Annotated in this window: 17 protein-coding genes and 1 pseudogene; 8 read left to right on the top strand and 10 right to left on the bottom strand. The window is 38.1% G+C overall.

Features of this window, described 5'->3' with window-relative positions; translation table 11 throughout:
• Positions 1-85 precede the first annotated feature (85 nt).
• Entirely contained in the window at positions 86-637 is a 552-nt protein-coding gene (locus H6F45_RS19540; protein ID WP_190348136.1) for a molecular chaperone GrpE, read from the top strand.
• A gap of 151 nt (positions 638-788) precedes the next feature.
• Positions 789-2,375: an Hsp70 family protein gene (locus H6F45_RS19535; RefSeq protein WP_190348135.1), complete on the top strand. Its 1,587-nt coding sequence runs from the start codon at positions 789-791 to the stop codon at positions 2,373-2,375.
• A gap of 41 nt (positions 2,376-2,416) precedes the next feature.
• Here H6F45_RS19535 and pcrA read toward each other — a convergent pair whose 3' ends face one another.
• On the bottom strand, positions 2,417-4,747 hold the full coding sequence (gene pcrA, locus H6F45_RS19530) for a DNA helicase PcrA (RefSeq protein WP_190348134.1): 2,331 nt from the start codon (positions 4,745-4,747) through the stop codon (positions 2,417-2,419).
• A 213-nt stretch (positions 4,748-4,960) separates the two neighbouring features.
• Positions 4,961-6,697: an ATP-binding protein gene (locus H6F45_RS19525; protein ID WP_190348150.1), complete on the bottom strand. Its 1,737-nt coding sequence runs from the start codon at positions 6,695-6,697 to the stop codon at positions 4,961-4,963.
• A 209-nt stretch (positions 6,698-6,906) separates the two neighbouring features.
• On the opposite strand from H6F45_RS19525, the pseudogene H6F45_RS26690 reads away from it, so the two are divergent.
• Together H6F45_RS26690 and H6F45_RS19515 are read left to right on the top strand one after the other, a co-directional pair.
• Positions 6,907-7,281, top strand: a pseudogene (locus H6F45_RS26690) (transposase); the annotation flags it as partial.
• A 225-nt stretch (positions 7,282-7,506) separates the two neighbouring features.
• Positions 7,507-7,944, top strand: a complete 438-nt coding sequence (locus H6F45_RS19515) for a CAAD domain-containing protein (protein WP_096572570.1) — start codon at positions 7,507-7,509, stop codon at positions 7,942-7,944.
• A gap of 237 nt (positions 7,945-8,181) precedes the next feature.
• Here H6F45_RS19515 and H6F45_RS19510 read toward each other — a convergent pair whose 3' ends face one another.
• A complete protein-coding gene (locus tag H6F45_RS19510; protein WP_190348149.1) occupies positions 8,182-9,471 on the bottom strand; it encodes a homoserine dehydrogenase in 1,290 nt (429 codons plus the stop codon).
• A gap of 111 nt (positions 9,472-9,582) precedes the next feature.
• The gene (petH, locus tag H6F45_RS19505) at positions 9,583-10,899 is read right to left on the bottom strand and encodes a ferredoxin--NADP reductase (protein WP_190348133.1); all 1,317 of its coding nucleotides are present in this window, start codon (positions 10,897-10,899) and stop codon (positions 9,583-9,585) included.
• Positions 10,900-11,676: 777 nt separating this feature from the next.
• Here petH and H6F45_RS19500 point away from each other — a divergent pair.
• The gene (locus H6F45_RS19500) at positions 11,677-12,681 is read left to right on the top strand and encodes a phosphoribulokinase (RefSeq protein WP_096565751.1); all 1,005 of its coding nucleotides are present in this window, start codon (positions 11,677-11,679) and stop codon (positions 12,679-12,681) included.
• A gap of 215 nt (positions 12,682-12,896) precedes the next feature.
• Positions 12,897-14,171, top strand: a complete 1,275-nt coding sequence (gene metK / locus H6F45_RS19495) for a methionine adenosyltransferase (RefSeq protein WP_137668883.1) — start codon at positions 12,897-12,899, stop codon at positions 14,169-14,171.
• Positions 14,172-14,453: 282 nt separating this feature from the next.
• Here metK and H6F45_RS19490 read toward each other — a convergent pair whose 3' ends face one another.
• Positions 14,454-14,927 (bottom strand): pentapeptide repeat-containing protein, encoded by a 474-nt coding sequence (locus H6F45_RS19490; protein ID WP_137668882.1) that lies wholly within the window; start codon positions 14,925-14,927, stop codon positions 14,454-14,456.
• A gap of 305 nt (positions 14,928-15,232) precedes the next feature.
• Positions 15,233-16,093 (bottom strand): alpha/beta hydrolase, encoded by an 861-nt coding sequence (locus H6F45_RS19485; protein ID WP_190348132.1) that lies wholly within the window; start codon positions 16,091-16,093, stop codon positions 15,233-15,235.
• A gap of 244 nt (positions 16,094-16,337) precedes the next feature.
• On the opposite strand from H6F45_RS19485, the gene H6F45_RS19480 reads away from it, so the two are divergent.
• On the top strand, positions 16,338-16,757 hold the full coding sequence (locus H6F45_RS19480; protein WP_190348131.1) for a DUF2358 domain-containing protein: 420 nt from the start codon (positions 16,338-16,340) through the stop codon (positions 16,755-16,757).
• A gap of 627 nt (positions 16,758-17,384) precedes the next feature.
• Here H6F45_RS19480 and H6F45_RS19475 read toward each other — a convergent pair.
• Both H6F45_RS19475 and H6F45_RS19470 read right to left on the bottom strand, forming a co-directional pair.
• The gene (locus H6F45_RS19475; RefSeq protein WP_096565743.1) at positions 17,385-17,789 is read right to left on the bottom strand and encodes a type II toxin-antitoxin system VapC family toxin; all 405 of its coding nucleotides are present in this window, start codon (positions 17,787-17,789) and stop codon (positions 17,385-17,387) included.
• Positions 17,786-18,016: a hypothetical protein gene (locus H6F45_RS19470; RefSeq protein WP_199301861.1), complete on the bottom strand. Its 231-nt coding sequence runs from the start codon at positions 18,014-18,016 to the stop codon at positions 17,786-17,788. Before H6F45_RS19470 ends, H6F45_RS19475 begins: the two co-directional genes overlap by 4 nt.
• Here H6F45_RS19470 and H6F45_RS19465 point away from each other — a divergent pair.
• Entirely contained in the window at positions 18,006-18,161 is a 156-nt protein-coding gene (locus H6F45_RS19465; RefSeq protein WP_190348130.1) for a hypothetical protein, read from the top strand. The two genes, H6F45_RS19470 and H6F45_RS19465, sit on opposite strands and share 11 nt — an antisense overlap.
• Before the next feature lies 1 nt (position 18,162).
• Here the strand turns inward: H6F45_RS19465 and H6F45_RS19460 are convergent, their stop codons facing one another.
• Both H6F45_RS19460 and H6F45_RS19455 read right to left on the bottom strand, forming a co-directional pair.
• On the bottom strand, positions 18,163-18,717 hold the full coding sequence (locus tag H6F45_RS19460; RefSeq protein WP_190348129.1) for a Uma2 family endonuclease: 555 nt from the start codon (positions 18,715-18,717) through the stop codon (positions 18,163-18,165).
• A 143-nt stretch (positions 18,718-18,860) separates the two neighbouring features.
• Entirely contained in the window at positions 18,861-19,415 is a 555-nt protein-coding gene (locus H6F45_RS19455) for a Uma2 family endonuclease (RefSeq protein WP_190348128.1), read from the bottom strand.
• Positions 19,416-19,530 lie beyond the last annotated feature (115 nt).

Here is a 19,530-nt window from a genome sequence, read left to right as displayed (position 1 = left end):
AATAGCATTCCCAGTCTGGAGACTGCGAACGAGGAACGAGAATAATAAACTAACTACATCAACATCACTAAAATCAATAAATAATATGCTAGAACAAATTAATCATATCGGTTTTGGTCTAATTCTCGCTATCATTATTTATATTATTTTGCGTTTCCTATTTCCCGATACTCAAAAAAATACATCTATTAATCATAAACCTACCACCTCAACAGATACAGAACAGAAAATCAAAGATTTAGAGTTACAATGTCAACGACTGCGGGAAGAATTAAAACAACAATCTCAACAATTAAAAACTGATTTTCAAAATGAAACCTTTACCCAACTGCAAACCTTACTTAGTAATTATCCCACAGTCAAAAAAATGGCTTTAACAAAACCTGACTTACCTGCTAAAAATATCGTTTCCCTATTTACATCTTTAGATAATTTAATGGACAGTTGGGGTTATACTGTGATTGGGGAAACTTGGGAACAGGTTAATTATAATCCCCAAATACATCAAGCTGATAGTGATGATATTCAAGAAGGTGATTTAGTTTATATTCGGTTTATTGGTTATCAAAATGGTGATCAAGTTCTCTATCCTGCAAAAGTTAGTCGCACTTTACCAGGAGGTTTTAATAATAATTGAATATATCTCACGCAAAAACGCAATCTCCGTCAGGAGATCCCGAAGGGTAGACGCAAAGAAGATAAAGAGAAGTTAATTATATTGATTTATTATTCTGACTCCTGACTCCTGACTCCTGACTCCTGACTCCTGACTCCTGACTCCTAAATTTATGACTACTATTGCAATTGATTTTGGTACGAGTAATACTGTAATTAGTATTTTAGAAGTTGATACCCAACAACCTAAAAGTTTACGTTTCCCTAATTTATCCCGTGTATTTGTGGGTGTTACTTCTCAAGGTGAAAGATTAGAATATCCGGTTATTCCTAGTTTAATGTTTATTAAATCAGGTCATAATATTATATTAGGTGAAGGTGTGAGAAGTCAACGTTTAGGACTTTCTCAAAATTATCCCCCAGAAAGATTATTTAAAAAGTTTAAACGTGATTTAGCTGGAGATTATCAACCACCACCACGTCAAATTGATGGAATTAGTTATAATTCTGTTGCTGTTTCTGAGTTGTTTATCCAAACTATTTGGCAGGAAATTAAACAGCAGAATATAGAACCTAGTCATTTAGTTTTTACCGTTCCTGTTGGTGCTTTTGAACGTTATTTAGATTGGTTTCGAGAGTTAGGTAATAAATTAAATGTTCCCCATGTTTCTATTATAGATGAATCTACCGCCGCAGCTTTAGGTTATGCTGTAAAATCTCCTGGTAAATTAATTTTAGTTGTAGATTTTGGTGGGGGAACTCTGGATTTAAGTTTAGTGAGAACTGTTAATAATTCCCATGATAATCATAACTTACGTGCTGAGGTTTTAGCCAAATCAGAAGCTTATGTAGGTGGTGAAGATATTGATGTTTGGATAGTTGATGATTATTTACGTTCTCAAAATCTCACACCTGAACAAGTTGGTAAAATCAGTTATCAAAATCTTTTAGAAATTGCTGAACGTTTAAAAATTCAACTTTCTAAAAATCAAACTGCTTCCGAAAGTTGGTTTGATGATGAATCTTTTATGTCTTATGAGTTAAAAATTACCCGTGAAAAATTAGAAGAAATTTTAGAATATCGACAATTTTTACAACAGTTACGGGATGTGTTAGATGAGGTTTTAACCTTTGCACTCAGAAAAGGTATTGCTAAAAATGATATTGAACAGATTTTATTAGTAGGAGGAAGTTGTTTAATTCCCGCAGTTCAACAATTAATTATTTCTTATTTTGGTAAAAGTAAGGTAAAATTAAATAAACCCTTTGATGCTGTATGTCATGGTGCGTTAGCAATTACGCAAATTACAGAAATAGATGATTTTTTGCGTCATAGTTATGCGATTCGTTTATGGGATAATTACAGCAAAAGTTATATTTATCATCCTATATTTACCAAAGGTACAAAATATCCTTGTCAAAGTTCCCAATGGTTAACCTTACAAACAGCAAATAATGGACAAACAGAAATTCGTTTAGATATTGGGGAATTAGGTGATATGACACAAACAGAAATAGCTTTTGACGCTTCAGGTAGAATGACTTCTAGCACTCTCCAACATCAAGAAAGTTACCGTTCCTTAGATACCCAACATCAACAGGTATGTGTAGCAAAACTTAACCCTCCAAGCGCAGCAGGATTTGATAGAATATCAGTATTATTTGAAGTTGATTCTCGTCGGATTTTGTTAGCAACTGTTAAGGATTTATTAACAGCAGAGATATTAGTTAATAGAGGTGAAATTTATAAATTGAGGTAAGATAATATCTCTAAGCGCCAGTCAATTGTCCCCAGTCCCTTTTATTCCATCCTTTGCAACTGCGCTACTTTCGGATCAATTATTTTTTGACCTAAACTAGCAAATTTAATCGCTACAGATATCTTATTACCCGTTCCAAAGACATGAGTAATTTCACCAATACCAAAAGTTTTATGTAATACTTTTTCGCCTACTTGCCAATTTTCTGATATGCTTTGATTATTTGTTTTTGCTGATGGTGATTTAGTGAAAGTACGGGTATTTTTCCGTTTGGTGGTTAATAAATCTGGGGGTAGTTCTTCCAAAAATTGCGATCGCAAAGCTGGTTCTCTAGTACCATACAACCTTCTTTCTCTGGCATGGGATAAATACAATCTTTCCTTAGCGCGTGTTATCCCCACATAACACAAACGTCTCTCTTCTTCTAAAGATGCGGGATCTTGCAAAGAACGATAACCAGGAAATAAACCCTGTTCTAACCCAACTAAAAATACTACAGGAAATTCTAAACCTTTAGAAGCGTGCAAAGTCATTAAAGAAACTGCTGTTTGTCCTTCTTTTAAATTATCTAAATCAGAACTTAACGCCGCACTTTGTAAAAACGCTTGCAAGGAAATATCATCACCTTTATTATCGTCTTCAAATTGAGTGATAGCGTTAAACAATTCTTTGACGTTACTGATTCTATTATCAGCTTCATCCGTTCCCTGTTCCATCAAATCCCGAATATAGTTAGAATCATCTAAAATTCCTTCTAAAATCTCAGAACCGGGAATTTTTGTAATTTGTTCTTGCCATTTCTGAATTATACTAGCAAAACCATTGACAGACTTAGCCGCACGTCCAGCTAAAGTATTTACTGATGTTTCATCACTTAATATTTCCCATAAAGTTGTACCTAATTGTTGGGAAGCATTCATCAAAGCGTCAATAGTAGCTTTACCAATTCCCCGACGAGGAGTATTAATAACTCTTAATAAACTAACAGTATCCGCTGGATTATTAATTGCTCTTAAATAAGCAACAACATCTTTAATTTCTTTGCGGTCATAAAATTTCATTCCCCCGACAACTGTATAAGGAATTTGATATTTTACTAATAATTCTTCAAAAGGTCGAGATTGGGCGTTAGTGCGATAAAGAATAGCAAAACTACCCCAATTTAATTCCGGGTTTTGATGTTCTAAAGTGCGAATTTGATTAATCACAAAATCTGCTTCTGCTATTTCATCATCTGCTTTATAACAATAAATTGCTTCCCCTGCATCCCGTGTAGCTCTGAGAATTTTATCAATACGTTGGGTGTTATTTTCTATTAGTTCATTAGCAGCTTGGAGGATATTTTCACAAGAGCGATAGTTTTCTTCTAATTTTACCATTGTTCTGGTATCATCATCCTCTAAACCATCGCCAAAATCTTGTTGAAATTCAAGTAATATGGTAAAATCAGCCATTCTAAAACTGTAAATAGATTGGTCAGCATCACCCACCACAAACACAGACCGATTTTGCCAATTCCACTCACTCTTTCTGTTTTCACCATTAGTTACTAACAGACGAATCAATTCATATTGAGTGCGGTTTGTGTCTTGATATTCATCTACTAAAATATGACAGAACTTGCGATGCCAATAACCTAAAACTTGTTCATTTTGTTGAAATAATCTCGTGGGGATTAAAATTAAATCATCAAAATCCAAAGCGTTATTTTGTGCTAATCTATCTTGGTAAAGATTATAAACATCAGCAATTACCCGACCCCGATAATTTGGATGTTCCCGTTCAAATTCCTGGGGTGATAAACCTTGGTTTTTTGCATTACTAATGGCGTAACGCACAGATTTAGGATCAAATTTTTTACTATCTAAATTAAGTTCTTTAGTAACAATTTCTTTGATTAAGCTTTGGACATCAGACTCATCAAAAATGGAAAAGTTTTTATTCCAACGTCGTCCTTTTTCATCTTGATATTTTTCGATGTCAAAGCGGAGAATGCGAGAAAAAAGACTATGAAAAGTGCCACACCACATATTTTTGATAGTAGTGCGATAAACTTTAGATATCAATTGAGTTTGTTCATATTCTGGTAATAAATCAAACTTTTGACCATGTTGAGAAATTGCTAATTGTTCAGCAAATAACCTTTGAATCCTATCTTTCATTTCCCGTGCAGCTTTGTTAGTGAAAGTCACCGCTAAAATGTTTTCAGGGTTAACACGGTTTTGCAGAATCAAATTAGCGATACGGTAGGTAAGCGCACGAGTTTTACCAGAACCCGCACCAGCGACAACTAATAACGGTCCGCAATAGTGTTCAACTGCTATGCGTTGACTGGGGTTAAGATGGCTGAGAAAATCAATATTTGTAGTCATAGGTGTGTGAAAGAGCGATGCAGTGATATCTGTAAAATGACATTTATCAATTGTAGCTATTGGTCAGACTACAATATCCTCAGCAACTTGGGTCAAGAAATATCAGATTCCAACAAACTCTTAACTCTTAACTCTTAACTCTTAACTCTTAACTCTTAACTCTTAACTCTATCACCCATCACCCATCACCCATCACCTGTCACCTGTCACCTGTCACCTGTCACCTGTCACCTGCACCGTCAAAGGTAAATTGACTTTAAAGGTTGAACCAGCACCAAGCTGACTTTTGACAATAATCTCACCCCCCATCATTTGACAAAAATGACGGCTAATAGCCAATCCTAACCCAGTACCGCCATATTTCCTCGTAGTGGAATTATCTCCTTGGGTAAAAGGTTGAAATAGCTGCTGCTGCTGACTAGGGGACATTCCAATTCCTGTATCAGTTACAGTAAAACTAATTACACTCAAGGGCGCGTCTTGACGTAATTTGATTTTTTCATGCTTAACCGTCAAAGTCACTTTGCCGTTAGTGGTAAATTTAGCCGCATTACTGAGTAAGTTTAATAATATTTGTTGCATCCTGGTTTGATCAGTATACATTGTCCCTAGATTATCATCACAGTCCACCTGTAAAGTATTGCCATTTTTTTCCATAGCTGGTTTAACTGTGAGAACAACATTATTAATCAAATTTGTAATATCAAATGTCTCTGGGTAAAGAGTCATTTTCCCAGCTTCGATTTTTGACACATCCAGGATATCGTTAATGAGTTTTAGTAAATGTCTACCGGCAGAATTGATAGTTTCTAAATCAGTGATAAAATCTGGGGATGCAGCAAAATCAGCAGCATCATCTTGCAAAAGTTGACTTAAACCAATAACTGCATTTAACGGTGTGCGTAACTCGTGACTGACATTAGCGAGAAATTGACTTTTTGCTGTGCTGGCAGCTTCAGCTAATTCTTTGGCTTGTTCGAGTTGTTTAGTGCGTTCAGATACTCGCTCAATCAAGCGATTGAGAGATTTAGCCAGCAAGCCAATTTCATCATCAGTAGTGATGGGAGCGCGTAAATCGAAATTAGATTTTTTGGCCACTTGTTCAGCTACTTGAGTGACAGTAATTACAGGTTCAGCGATCGCTCGACTGGTACGCCAAGCTACCACAGCTGCAATAGCCACAGATAGCAGCATACTGACTATAAAAATTGTTCTTTCTACAAATCTCGCTTCCTCTACATCGTTTTGCCTATCCTGTTCTTGTTCTTGCGCCGTTCTTAAAATTCTCGTCAACTTATTTGATAAATTATCTAGATCCTCGACAGTGTTACTGTTCATAACTTCCAGTAACTCTTTGCGTACAGTTTCTACTTGTTCAGACTGTAAAGCATTATTATCAAGTTTTTGTAAAATTTTTTCTACTTGCTCAATATAAGCTTTAAAATTACTAGAATAATCTGATAATAAAGTTTGTAAAGTGTTGCTATTGGCAGCTAAAGTCTCGGGCTTACTGCTAATATATGCGCTGATTTTTGTGTCTAATTTTTGAGCTTCAGCAAAAGAAGTCAGTAATTCATCTTTTTTCTGGGTTCGCTTTTGTGTATTTTCTAAAACAGCCACTAAATTCGCGCTATGCAACTGTGCCTCAAATATGGCATTTTTATAATTATTCAGTAGTTGTTCTTGCTGTTTAGCTTGATGGAACTGTCGGACTTCTCTGCCTCGGTAGTAGTTGGCCAGCACTAACCCCGTCAAGGAACCAAAAAAGCCTATTCCAATAGCTACAAAGTAGCCATAGCCAATTTTTTGATGGATACGCCATGAACTAGCTTTAAGTTTCCCACGGGAGGGAAATTCTATTGTTGGAAGTTCATCTATTTTTGGCTCTTGAGTTGACACTTTTTTGCTTTCCCAACTTTTGTCAACAAGGTAAAGCTTTTGATCTGGTATCCCAGCATTTTCTTAACCTTCCTACAAATATCACCAACCAAGTTTAACCTTGATAATGACTTTAAATATGATTAAATTATCATTTATCCTTTTGGATAACAGGATTAAATCATTCTTTTCCAGATAATAGCATGGACTTATAAGAAAATCGAGTGAGCCAAAACCACGCCCGATAAATTATCGTAACTTGGTGGAGATACTTTATCGTATTAGCCAAGTCAATTAGTGATGTTAGTTGGTCGCTGTTTACTCAATGGTTAGAATATTTTGGGAAGATTTACGGGCGTGTGGTTGTACCAGTTACACCACAATATACTTCTCAAAATTGTGCTAATTGTGGAGAAATTGTCAAAAAATCACTGTCAGTTAGAACTCATGTTTGTAACTGTGGGTGTGTTCTTGATCGGGACCACAACGCTGCAATCAATATTTTAGCGAAGGCACTAAAACAGACAGGCTATGATTTAAGTACCGTCGGGCGGACGGAAACTTTTTACACTGAGCGAAGCCGAAGTGTTAACGCTTGTGGAGAGATGACCCTCTACCCAGATTTGGTAACAAGTTTGGGCATGGTTGCTCATTGAAGCAAGAATCCCCGTCCTTTTAAGGTGGGGAGCGTCAATAATGTCTAGTCTATTTGAACAAACCTAAAAATTGTTACATATTAAAATCAAGATGAAAAAGCCAATTGACGAATCTGGCTGAATATAGCTTTAATAGTGAGAAATAGTCCATTGCTTAGTAAACAGTCTTGTGGTCAGAATAGTGAGGATTAAGAAAACTCCACTGTCAAAATTATGGAAGTGAAAATGCAAGAACCAGAATATACAGAAACCAAGTCAAAAGAAACAACAATCCCAGATATCAACACCCAAGCAGGAAGCATCACCAAACTACAGCCTCCTGTACAGTCTCAAGAGCAATGGCTCAAATATGGGCAGCAAGTTTCTGGCTTTTTAGGCACATTACCTGACTATGTGGGTAACTTCTTTAATCAATACAAGCAGCCTATAATTAGCATTGGTTTAGTGATTACAGCAATTGTCACTGTTAAGGTTTTACTGGCTGTACTAGATTCTCTCAATGGTATTCCCTTGGTAGCACCTACCTTTGAATTGATTGGTATTGGTTATTCTGCCTGGTTTGTGTATCGCTATTTACTCAAAGCTTCAACTCGGCAAGAGTTAACCAGTGAAATTACAACCCTCAAATCACAAGTTGTAGGTAAAGACTCTTCGGAATCTTAATTTTTAAGCAGTCAGGAGGCAGGAGGCAAAAGGCAGGAGGCAGGAGGCAGGAGGCAGGAGGCAGGAGCAAAATAAATATTTCTTGCTCCCTGTTCCCTGTTCCCTGTTCGCTGCTCCCTGTTCCCTATTTTTTGACTTTTGACTTTTAATTTTCTTCCCCAGTCCCCAGTCCCCAGTCACCAGTCCCCAGTCCCCAGTCCCCAGTCCCCAGTCACCAGTCCCCAGTCACCTATCTCTTCAAAGCACTCGTAAAATGCTAGGAATGCTATCTATTGCTTCCAGGGTTTGAATTTCAGCTAAAGCTTGTCTAAAGTCGCCCTCTTTCACATCGTGGGTGACAACGACAATTTCTGCTAATTCTTCCTGAAAACCGGTTTGTACGACTGACTCTAAACTCACGCCATATTTACCAAAGCAAGTTCCTAATTTACCGATGACTCCGGGATGGTCTTTGCTGAGGAAACGAGTGTAAAATCGGGTAACAAGTTCAGAAATTGGCGCTATTTGACAGTAATGTTGATGTCCACAAGCTAATAAGGGATTTACTTTGGGGGTATTAGTTTTCAACGCCGCTACCAGATTTAAAATATCTGAGCAGACAGCACTAGCAGTAGCACCAGCACCAGCACCAGGTCCAAAAAACATCACTTGGCCAATGGGTTCTCCTTCCACAAGAATGGCATTATAAACACCATTGATACTAGCTAAAGGATGAGTTTGGGGTACTAAAGTAGGATGGACTCTCACTGATAGCTGAGAATTATCACCGATTTGGCCTTTGGCGATCGCCAATAATTTAATCACAAATCCTAATTTAGCAGCATAGGTAATATCGGTCTTACTGACTTGGCGAATGCCTTCACAATAGACATCTTGCAAGTTGATGCGATCGCCAAAACCTAAAGATGCCAAAATAGCAATTTTATCAGCCGCATCCAAGCCATCAACGTCAGCGGTAGGGTCAGCTTCTGCATAACCTAAACGTTGAGCATCAGCCAAAACATCGTTGAAGTCGCCGCCTTCCGTTTGCATCCGGCTAAGGATGTAGTTAGTTGTACCGTTAACAATGCCAGTGATAGTATGAATCTTATTAACGCTTAAAGACTGTTTGAGGGGTTGAATCACAGGGATACCACCACCAACAGAAGCTTCTAGCATCACATATACCCCAGATGCGTTGGCAGCGGTAAATATTTCTGCCCCAAATCGGGAAATAGCAGCTTTGTTAGCTGTGACTACGTGCTTACCATTTTTAATAGCAGTGAGGATCAGCGATCGCGCTGGTTCTAATCCTCCCATGACTTCCACAATTATATCTATATCTGGATCATTGACAATTGCTTCTAGATCCGTAGTCACTACCCCCGATGCTAGTTCTACATCTCGGTGTTTATCAAGCGATCGCACTCCCACGCGATAAATTTCGATTTCCTGCAACAGTGGGTGACGACCTTCCAAGTCCTGCAACAATTGTACAGTCCCCGTTCCCACAGTACCTAATCCTAATATTCCTAGTTTAACACCCACAGATTTTGCGCCCAAACGATATACACAAAACAATTGTAGGCAGGGCATCGCCCCACCTACAAACTTAAAGCTGAGAATTTGGAATTAAATTACTATTGAGCATTGACCACATTAGTAGGTTTCCACGTGCCAGCGGCCTTCTTTTTTCATGCCTTTCTGATAATCACTCCAGTTCACACCTTCCTTAGCAGCAGCAGCGGACAAAGCGGCATCAATACCATCTTCCATACCACGTAAACCGCAGATGTAAGTATGGGTTTTTTCATTTTTAATCAACTGCCACAGTTCATCAGCGTTTTCTGCTACACGGTCTTGGATGTACATTCTGCCACCTTGAGCGTTTTGTTGTTCCCGACTGATAGCATAGGTCAAACGGAAGTTATCAGGATATTTAGCCTGCATCTCTTCCAATTCTTCATGATAGAGAATGTTTGCCGTCTTAGGTACACCAAACAGCAACCAAGCAAATCCATTGAATTGATATTCTGGGTTGGCTGCTCTTTCTGCATCTTTAAACATCCGCCACAGATATGCACGCATAGGAGCAATACCTGTCCCTGTAGCTAACATGATTACATTAGTATCAGTGTCTTCAGGTAATAGCATTTCCTTACCCACAGGACCAGTGATTTTTACTTCATCACCGGGTTTAATCTGAGTTAAATAGGTAGAGCAAACACCATAAACTGTTTCGCCACTTGCTGGATCTTTATATTCCAATTGACGAACACACAATGATACTGTCTTGTCGTCTACATCATCACCATGCCGAGTGGAAGCAATAGAATAAAGCCTCAGCTTTTCGGGCTTGCCTTTTTTGTCTATACCAGGGGGAATAATACCAATACTTTGACCTTCTACGTAGTTTAAGTTACTACCTGTCAAGTCAAACTTGATATGCTGAACAATACCAATTCCGCCTTCTTTTACTAACGGCTCATTAGAGATTACCTTACCGATAAAAGGAGCATTAGGACGATAAGTGTTCACAGGAACATCAGCGTGTTTGGCTTTCGCTTGAGTCATCGTGTTACCTTTTTTATCCTTAGATGGTTTAGCGAAACCTTTGGCTTCGCTACTGGTACTCACGGGTGCGTCTTTACCAATCTCCTCATTGTTAGCATTTACAGGTGTCACTGGCTCGCTGACTTCTCTGTTAGCACTGTCTACGGCTCCTTGACCATTAACTGGCTGTAGCACCGATATAGGCTGAATGCTAACAATTTTACCGCCTAGACGAGTGATCCTTCGCATTTCTTGATTCATGCGGTTGTAAGGTACTCTGATGAATACACTGCCACTTTTACGAATAGGGTAGTTCGTTTGATCAGATTCTTGATTCTGACGCAGACCCACCACTTCGTATACGAAGACGCGGCTACCTGATTCTATGTTGGCAGCACCCTCAACAGCACCTTGATTGTACATTCGTTCTACCACTCCAATATTTACTTAACCGTTTATCAAAAAAATTCCCATCATATTGTCAGCTTTAAGTTTACCGGATTTTCGTTGCATAAAAGCATAAAACTGACAATGTGAGAAAACAGCATCATGAAAATGATGCCCTGCTCAGTACACTCGGCAAAGACTATATTAGGTATGGTATCCAACACACCTGTTCATCTTCTAAGGTAGATGATAAGTCTTTGACAGAATGTTAATAGTAAATCAATTTAAACTTTTTTTTACTAATTACATACTTATTGCTTCTCCTAATAACATATAATAGTCATTATTTACGCTATAAAACGAAATAATTTATTTAAATTTATTATTTTTCTGATTATACATACCCTTTAGTAGTTTTCAACAGGCAAATATGTGAGAATTCAGGAGTCGGAAGCCAGGAGCTAGGAAAAAGATCAATATTGCCTGTTTGCTGTTGCCGATTGTCAACTAAAATATGGTTGAATAAGACTGTTACACCATTCAATTGTTTTTAACAGCAACGCCTGTTACAAAATACATCTTTCTGTTAAAATCTAGTATACCACTAGGATTAAATACTTACCAGTCCAGAACTCAGGATAGTAGAAATCAGTAGTTAACAGGACTATGTTGATCACTACCCTGATATGCTGTATTTATGCTGGATAAAAAGAACGCAGGGTTTTACCCTTAGAGTAAAACCTCTAGCTTCAAAAATCTGTTGTGTGAAAAAAATATTGATTTGGTCATCTTTTTAGTATTTAGAGGAGATTTATGACAAGTAAGCCGGAACGCGTGGTATTGATTGGAGTAGCTGGAGACTCTGGGTGCGGTAAGTCTACGTTTTTGCGTCGGTTGATCGACTTATTTGGTGAAGAATTAATGACAGTTATCTGCTTGGATGACTATCATTGCCTTGATCGTAAACAACGCAAAGAAACTGGTATCACTGCACTCGATCCCAGGGCAAACAATTTTGACCTCATGTATGAGCAAATCAAAGCTCTAAAAGAAGGTAATGCCGTTGATAAGCCGATTTATAACCACGAAACCGGCATGATTGATCCTCCAGAACGGATTAAGCCCAACCACATTATAGTAGTTGAGGGGCTGCATCCTCTATATGATGAGCGGGTGAGAGCCTTACTAGACTTCAGTGTTTACTTTGACATCAGTGATGAAGTCAAAATTGCCTGGAAGATTCAACGAGATATGGCGGAACGTGGACACCGCTATGAAGATGTATTAGCCCAAATCAATTCTCGTAAACCTGACTTTGAAAAGTTCATTGAACCACAAAGAGAATTTGCGGATGTGGTTTTACAGGTATTACCCACAAACTTGATCAAAAATGATACCGAGCGCAAAGTATTGCGGGTACGGATGTTACAAAAAGAAGGTAAGGAAGGGTTTGATCCAGCATACTTGTTTGATGAAGGTTCAACCATTCAGTGGACTCCTTGTGGACGCAAACTGACCTGTTCTTACCCTGGTATGCAGCTTTACTACGGTTCTGATGTGTACTACGGTCGTTATGTATCTGTTTTAGAAGTAGATGGTCAGTTTGACAACCTGGACGAAGTAATTTACATCGAAAACCATCTGAGCAACACATCTACCAAATACACAGGTGAGATGACTCACTTATTACTGCAACACCGTGAATATCCAGGTTCTAATAATGGAACTGGTTTGTTCCAAGTGTTGACAGGTTTAAAAATGCGTGCTGTTTATGAACAATTGACAGCTAAGGAAGCAAAGTTAGCGGCTCAAGTCTAGAACCAGCAATGTTGTTAAACACAAAAAGGGGTTGCATCTGTGGGTGTACCCCTTTTTTGTTGTGGAGAAAGTAAATTTTTTCCCTGTTCCCTGTTCCCTGTTCCCTGTTCTCTGTGTCAATATGGTTATGATTTGAGAAATGAGTAGCTGAAACTAAAATAACCAAATTTAGTCAGTGAATAAAATTATTCCAGTTATTCCAGGAGGATTTTCCTTTGTCTCGACGCTATTTATTTACCTCCGAGTCTGTAACTGAAGGTCATCCAGATAAAATCTGTGATCAAATCTCTGATACTATTCTGGATGCTTTGTTGACACAGGACCCTAGTAGCCGGGTGGCGGCTGAAGTAGTTGTTAATACTGGATTAGTATTAATTACTGGAGAAATTACCACAAAAGCCAATGTAAATTTTGTCAATCTGGCTCGTAAAAAAATCGCGGAAATTGGTTATACTGACGCAGTTAACGGCTTTTCTGCCAATAGTGCCAGTGTACTCGTAGCTTTGGATGAGCAGTCACCGGATATTGCCCAAGGTGTAAATACTGCCCACGAAACCCGTAGTGCTGATAGTGAAGAACTATTTGATAAAATTGGTGCTGGTGATCAAGGTATCATGTTCGGTTTTGCTTGTAACGAAACACCAGAATTGATGCCTTTACCCATTAGTTTAGCTCATCGCATTGCCCGAAGATTGGCAGCAGTGCGGAAAACTGGAGATTTGCCATACTTGCGACCTGATGGTAAAACCCAAGTTACCGTAGTTTATGAAGATGGTAAACCTGTAGGTATTGATACAATCTTAATTTCCACCCAGCATACACCTAATATTGGGGATATTACGGATGATGCGGCGGTGCAAGCTAAGATTAAAGAAGACCTGTGGACTGCGGTAGTCATGCCTGTGTTTGGCGATATTGCAGTTAAACCAACTGAGGATACACGGTTTTTAGTCAATCCCACTGGTAAATTTGTGATTGGTGGACCTCAAGGAGATTCTGGACTGACAGGACGGAAAATCATTGTTGATACCTACGGTGGTTATTCCCGACATGGTGGTGGTGCTTTCTCTGGTAAAGACCCCACAAAGGTAGACCGTTCTGCGGCTTATGCGGCTCGTTATGCGGCGAAAAATATTGTGGCTGCGGGTTTAGCTGAAAAATGCGAAGTCCAGTTAAGTTATGCTATTGGTGTAGCCAGACCTGTAAGTATTTTTGTGGATACCTTTGGCACTGGTAAGGTTGATGATGAAATCTTACTGCAATTAGTCAAAGATAACTTTGAACTGCGTCCAGCAGGAATTATCCACACTTTCAATTTACGCAACTTACCTAGTGAAAGAGGCGGACGTTTTTATCAGGACGTTGCAGCTTATGGTCACTTGGGACGTTCTGATTTAGATTTACCTTGGGAACGGACTGATAAGGTAGAGGTTTTGAAGCAGGCGGCGAATAAGTATCTTTCTGAAGCGATCGCACCTGCATTAACTTAGAACGATCAAACCCAGATACCCACTTTCTTTAAGAAAGCGGGTATCTTATTTGCATCTATTACTTAGGGTTTGCTGAGAAAGTCTTTCCGTGAGGGCATAGGAGTCAGGAGTCAGGAGTCAGGAGTCAGGAGGAGATTTGAAAATTTCTTTGCCATCTCTTGAAATCCCAAAAAATGCACACTTTTTCCGGTATACCCTTCAAAACCCTTGCACTAATTTCTGTGTTTATCAGCCTCTAACCTTTGATATATCAAGGTTTTAGGTTTATTCAGCAAACCCTACTTAATTACCCTTAACAACGTCATCCCAATCAGGAATTTCTGCATTTTCTCCACCTACACCAATGGCAGTATTATAGATTTCTGCATCAGTAATGGTGAGATTATTCATTGATGCTTGATAGACGTTGGAATCATTAATAATCGCATTGGTGAGATTTGCATTATTAAGATTCGCTTGTTTTAAATTGACATTAGTAACAAAAGCAGATGTTAAATTTGCACCTGTTAAATTTGCCCCTGTTAAGTCTGCACCTTCGAGGTTGGCTTCTTGTAAGTTAGCACCCCGGAGGTTTGCTCCTCGTAAGTCTGCACCAATTAAATGAGCGCCTCTGAGGTTAACTCCTGAGAGTTGACATTTAGGACATTCCCCAGTGGATAAAAGTTTTTGTAGGTCTTGGGTATTTCCTGCTTGTACTGAGTTAACAAAAAACAGGGGAGCGGCTAAGGCTATAGCGGCTAATAGCTGGCGTTTCATAATATTCCCCCTTCCTTTTAGATAATAGTACCCGTTCATTTTCCTCACAACTTTATTATCTCACTAAATGGCTCAAGAATGTTGATTTATCTCACAAATTAGATGTGATGTTTTAACCGTTGGTGAGTAATGCTATAACTATGACTGGGGTTAGGTCTTAGCTATTTCTAAATACTGAATTTTGGAAAATTGCTAATGTTAAGCTAATGTTAAATTTTGTGTTAAATATTTTTAACTTGTATCATTGAGCATAGTTTTGTTGTAGAAGTAAATGAGTATTGTTTACTATTAATAAATAGGTGGTTTTAGCCAAGAAATTCGCGCATATACTCTATGACTAATTCTGGCTGTTCTTGTTGTACCCAATGACCAGAATTAGGAATATATTTGATTTGTAAGTTTCTGACGTATTCTTGTGTACCATAGGTAAGTTCTTTACCTAGTGCGGTGTCATGTTCTCCCCAAATCATCAGGGTAGGAACTTCCAGAATACTCCAATGTTTGTGGAGGATACCCTGTTGAAAAATGTTACGGTAATAGTTCAACATGGCTGTCATTGCACCTCGTTTTGCGGCTGCGTCTTTATAGGCTTCAATGTCTGCTTTTGTGAAGGCATTTTTATTAAAAGCTGTACCTTGAATAGCTTTGGCTATAGCTTCGTAGTCTGAAGCTTGCAGGATTAGTTCAGGAAGCAACGGCAGTTGAAATAAGAAAATATAATAACTACGTAATAATTGTTGGGGTGTGCTTAAACCTTGAGCAAATTTGGCGGGATGGGGGAGGTTGAGTATGATTAATTTTTCTACCATGTCAGGGTGAGCGTAGGCAAAATTCCAAGCGATCGCACCACCCCAATCATGAGCGACTAAAATACAACTTTCATATCCTAAACCTTTGATTACTCCTTTTATGTCTTTAACAAATTCATCCATCACATAAGCAGACTGCGATTGAGGTTTATCACTATCGTTATAACCACGCAAATCAAGAGCAACAACGTGGTAATCTTGAGAAAATGGGGGTATTTGATGCCGCCACGAGTACCAAAATTCTGGAAAACCATGCAACATTAACATTAACGGTCCGTCCCCTTGGGTGACATAATGTAATTTGATGCCATTGGTGGTGATGTAAGCGTGTGTCCAGGAATTTTCGATGATAGACATAACATTTGATAGATTAAAAACTTCTGTAATTTTCATTAAGAGCAATTATACAAAGTATTTTTCGTGAGAACATCTATAAAAAGTTAGGTTGTCAATGAGTAGAGTAAAAATACGAGGTGTCTGGTGAACGAAAACTGATAGTCAGGTTCTCAAGTCAAGAAAAAACATTGCGGCAGCGATGGAATTTTGAGCGGTAAAGATTGGAAAAACATTTAAGAAAGATTTTTAAGGTATAACTTCAGTGATGAAATTAGAAACAAAACAAACAATTGAGATTCTCAAGCAAGATTTACCGACCTTATTTGAGCAGGATATTTCTTATGATATTTATTCTGAGGATATCTTTTTTCGTGACCCGGTGAATAAATTTAAGGGTAAGTTTAATTATCGGATTATTTTTTGGACGTTGCGTTTTCACGGACAGTTATTTTTTACGGAACTTGCTTTTGATTTACATGATGTTTCTCAAACTGATGAAAGTACAATTTTAGCAACGTGGACGGTGCGGGGTGTGTTGCGTGTTCCTTGGAAAGCGCGGTTATTTTTTAATGGTTATTCCACTTATAAGTTAAATGATCAGGGTTTGATTTTTGAACATATTGATACTTGGGATCGGGGACCGGGGGAGATTTTGCAGCAGTTTTTTAAGAGAGGGGTTTATTGAAATAAAAAGGATTTTATTTGTCTGATAGCGAAGCGTGGCGTAAGCCATATCAGGATGTCCAGGATTTAAGGATTTTCAGGATTATTTTTACCATTGATTAATTAGGGGTTGCTGAGAAAGTCTTTCCGTGAGGGCATAGGAGTCAGGAGTCAGGAGTCAGGAGTCAGGAGAAGATTTGAAAATTTCTTTGCCATCTCTTGAAATCCCAAAAAATGCACACTTTTTCCGGTATACCCTTCAAAACCCTTGCACTTTTTTCCTGTTTATCAGCCTCTAACCTTTGATATATCAAGGTTTTAGGTTTATTCAGCAAACCCTAATTAAAATTAAATACTGTTAACTTTGACTACTTTCAGTTAAAGCCTGTAAAAGGTTTAATTATCCGGTAGTTTAAGTCCTGAATTTTTTAAACAATTCTCAGGAGTGCGATCGCTGACTTGGTGACTGAATATGATAATTTCTCTTTCTTCCTTTGCGTCTTTGCGTCTTTGCGTGAGGATTGAAGATTTTTAAGAAACGAACCACGAAGAAGCGAAGGACACGAAGGAAGAGAGGAAGAGAGGAAGAGAGGAAGAATTTTTGTTGATGTTTACATCCTGTAAATTCTTAAATCCAGGATATTAGGAATTAGACATTTTCCCAGTCTTCTAATTTTAATTCGGGAATGCGTGAAAATTCTCTGGTGTTGTGGGTGACTAATGTTAAGTTGTTAGTTAGGGCGATCGCCGCAATTTGCAAATCATAACTGCCTATGGGTGTTCCCTGAGTTTTGAGTTGAGAGCGGAGATATCCACATATAGCAGCAGCTTTACCATCAAAAGGTAAACTGACAACATCTCCAAAAAATTTGTTTAGAGTTGCTAGGTTTTCTTCTGTCCGAGAACTATTATATGCTCCATAATAAAGCTCGAATTTTACAATATCACAAATAACTACTTCTTCTGGAGATAAAGAAGTAATACGCTGATAGATTGAGTTATTGCGACGATTAATATAACCAATACAAGTATTGGTATCTAACAGATAAATCATAACAATGGTTCTCTTTCAAATTGTTCTTCTTGGGGCGCTCTTTCTAATGCTTCTCCTTCCCACGCTCCAAATGTACTCAAAAATTCTGAAGACCATTGACGTTTTTGCGGTTTTTGAACTTGTTGATAAACTATAATTACTTCTACATCAGCATCTTTGATTTCTGGTAAGGGTATGTGTAAAATTCCATCATTACCAATGTGAGATTCTAGTTTTATGGTTTGCATTATTAATCTTTCTCCTTTAATATTTCGATATTATAACCTTTCTTTCTCTTCTTTGCGTCTTTGCGTGAGAATTGAAGATTTTTTTGAAACGAACCGCAAAGGACGCAAAGGACACGAAGGAAGAGAAGTTAAAGAGGGTTTTTAATTTATTCAAATACAGGTGGCCAAATTTCAGAGATGTTTATTTCCCAACCAGGAAATAATTCGGGAATGGTTAATTTGTCATCTCCTGTTAATGTTTCAATTTCTCCGTTGGGACGATATACGCTTACGGTTCTTTCATCAGGATTAATTAATATGCCGATTTTTGCACCTTGTTCTAAAAAGAGTTTAACTTTATCTTCTAATTTTCCGATTCTATCAGTTTTTGATTTAATTTCTACCACCAAATCAGGAACTAGGTTTCCAAAGTCTCTAACTGTGCGTTTTAATCTGGAAGCAACAACAAAGGAAACATCGGGTGCGCGGAGGTCGGTGTTTGGCATAATAAAACCACCGCTAGAGTCAAATATTCTCCCTAAGTTCCGGGGATTAACCCACAGTTTTAACAAATGTATTAACTGAGCGCCTATTTCACTAGATTCAATATCTGATGGTCCCATAACTAGGAGGTTTCCTTCTTGCAGTTCTATTTGATAGTCTTCTTGTTCTTTTGCTAGGTTTTGTTGTAGTATTTCTACGTCTTTTATTGTTAACTGCATAAACTTTTCTCCTTTACTATATTGATAATTATACTCTTTCTTTGCGTCTTTGCGTCTTTGCGTGAGAATTGAAGATTTTTTTTGAAACGAACCACGAAGAAGCGAAGGACACGAAGGAAGAGAAGTTAAAGAGGGTTTTTAATTTATTCAAATACAGGTGGCCAAATTTCAGAGATGTTTATTTCCCAACCAGGAAGTAATTCGGGAATGGTTAATTTATCATCTCCTGTTAATGTTTCAATTTCTCCGTTGGGACGATATACGCTTACGGTTCTTTCATCAGGATTAATTAATATGCCGATTTTTGCACCTTGTTCTAAAAAGAGTTTAACTTTATCTTCTAATTTTCCGATTCTATCAGTTTTTGATTTAATTTCTACCACCAAATCAGGAACTAGGTTTCCAAAGTCTCTAACTGTGCGTTTTAATCTGGAAGCAACAACAAAGGAAACATCGGGTGCGCGGAGGTCGGTGTTTGGCATAATAAAACCACCGCTAGAGTCAAATATTCTCCCTAAGTTCCGGGGTTTAATCCAGTTACCTAATAATCTGATCAATTCTGCACCTATTTCACTTGATTCAATATCTGATGGTCCCATAACTAGGAGGTTTCCTTCTTGCAGTTCTATTTGATAGTCTTCTTGTTCTTTGGATAGGTTTTGTTGCAGTATTTCTACATCTTTTATTGTTAGCTGCATGGGGTTTTCTCCTTATATATATATGATTATATTCTTCCTTTGCGTCTCTGCGTCTCTGCGTGAGAATTGAAGATTTAAGAAACGAACCGCAAAGAACGCAAAGGACACGAAGGAA

Source organism: Sphaerospermopsis sp. FACHB-1194, assembly GCF_014696235.1.
Classification (GTDB): Bacteria; Cyanobacteriota; Cyanobacteriia; order Cyanobacteriales; family Nostocaceae; genus Sphaerospermopsis; species Sphaerospermopsis kisseleviana.
Note: the sequence above shows the minus strand (reverse complement) of the source record. Positions and strands in the feature narration are given on the sequence as shown.

Coding starts and splice junctions, on each gene's coding strand:
- H6F45_RS19540 (WP_190348136.1), top strand. CDS start 86: ATGCTAGAACAAATTAATCATATCGGTTTTGGTCTAATTCTCGCTATC.
- H6F45_RS19535 (WP_190348135.1), top strand. CDS start 789: ATGACTACTATTGCAATTGATTTTGGTACGAGTAATACTGTAATTAGT.
- pcrA (WP_190348134.1), bottom strand. CDS start 4,747: ATGACTACAAATATTGATTTTCTCAGCCATCTTAACCCCAGTCAACGC.
- H6F45_RS19515 (WP_096572570.1), top strand. CDS start 7,507: ATGCAAGAACCAGAATATACAGAAACCAAGTCAAAAGAAACAACAATC.
- petH (WP_190348133.1), bottom strand. CDS start 10,899: ATGTACAATCAAGGTGCTGTTGAGGGTGCTGCCAACATAGAATCAGGT.
- H6F45_RS19500 (WP_096565751.1), top strand. CDS start 11,677: ATGACAAGTAAGCCGGAACGCGTGGTATTGATTGGAGTAGCTGGAGAC.
- H6F45_RS19490 (WP_137668882.1), bottom strand. CDS start 14,927: ATGAAACGCCAGCTATTAGCCGCTATAGCCTTAGCCGCTCCCCTGTTT.
- H6F45_RS19485 (WP_190348132.1), bottom strand. CDS start 16,093: ATGTCTATCATCGAAAATTCCTGGACACACGCTTACATCACCACCAAT.
- H6F45_RS19480 (WP_190348131.1), top strand. CDS start 16,338: ATGAAATTAGAAACAAAACAAACAATTGAGATTCTCAAGCAAGATTTA.
- H6F45_RS19475 (WP_096565743.1), bottom strand. CDS start 17,789: ATGATTTATCTGTTAGATACCAATACTTGTATTGGTTATATTAATCGT.
- H6F45_RS19465 (WP_190348130.1), top strand. CDS start 18,006: ATGGTTTGCATTATTAATCTTTCTCCTTTAATATTTCGATATTATAAC.
- H6F45_RS19470 (WP_199301861.1), bottom strand. CDS start 18,016: ATGCAAACCATAAAACTAGAATCTCACATTGGTAATGATGGAATTTTA.
- H6F45_RS19460 (WP_190348129.1), bottom strand. CDS start 18,717: ATGCAGTTAACAATAAAAGACGTAGAAATACTACAACAAAACCTAGCA.
- H6F45_RS19455 (WP_190348128.1), bottom strand. CDS start 19,415: ATGCAGCTAACAATAAAAGATGTAGAAATACTGCAACAAAACCTATCC.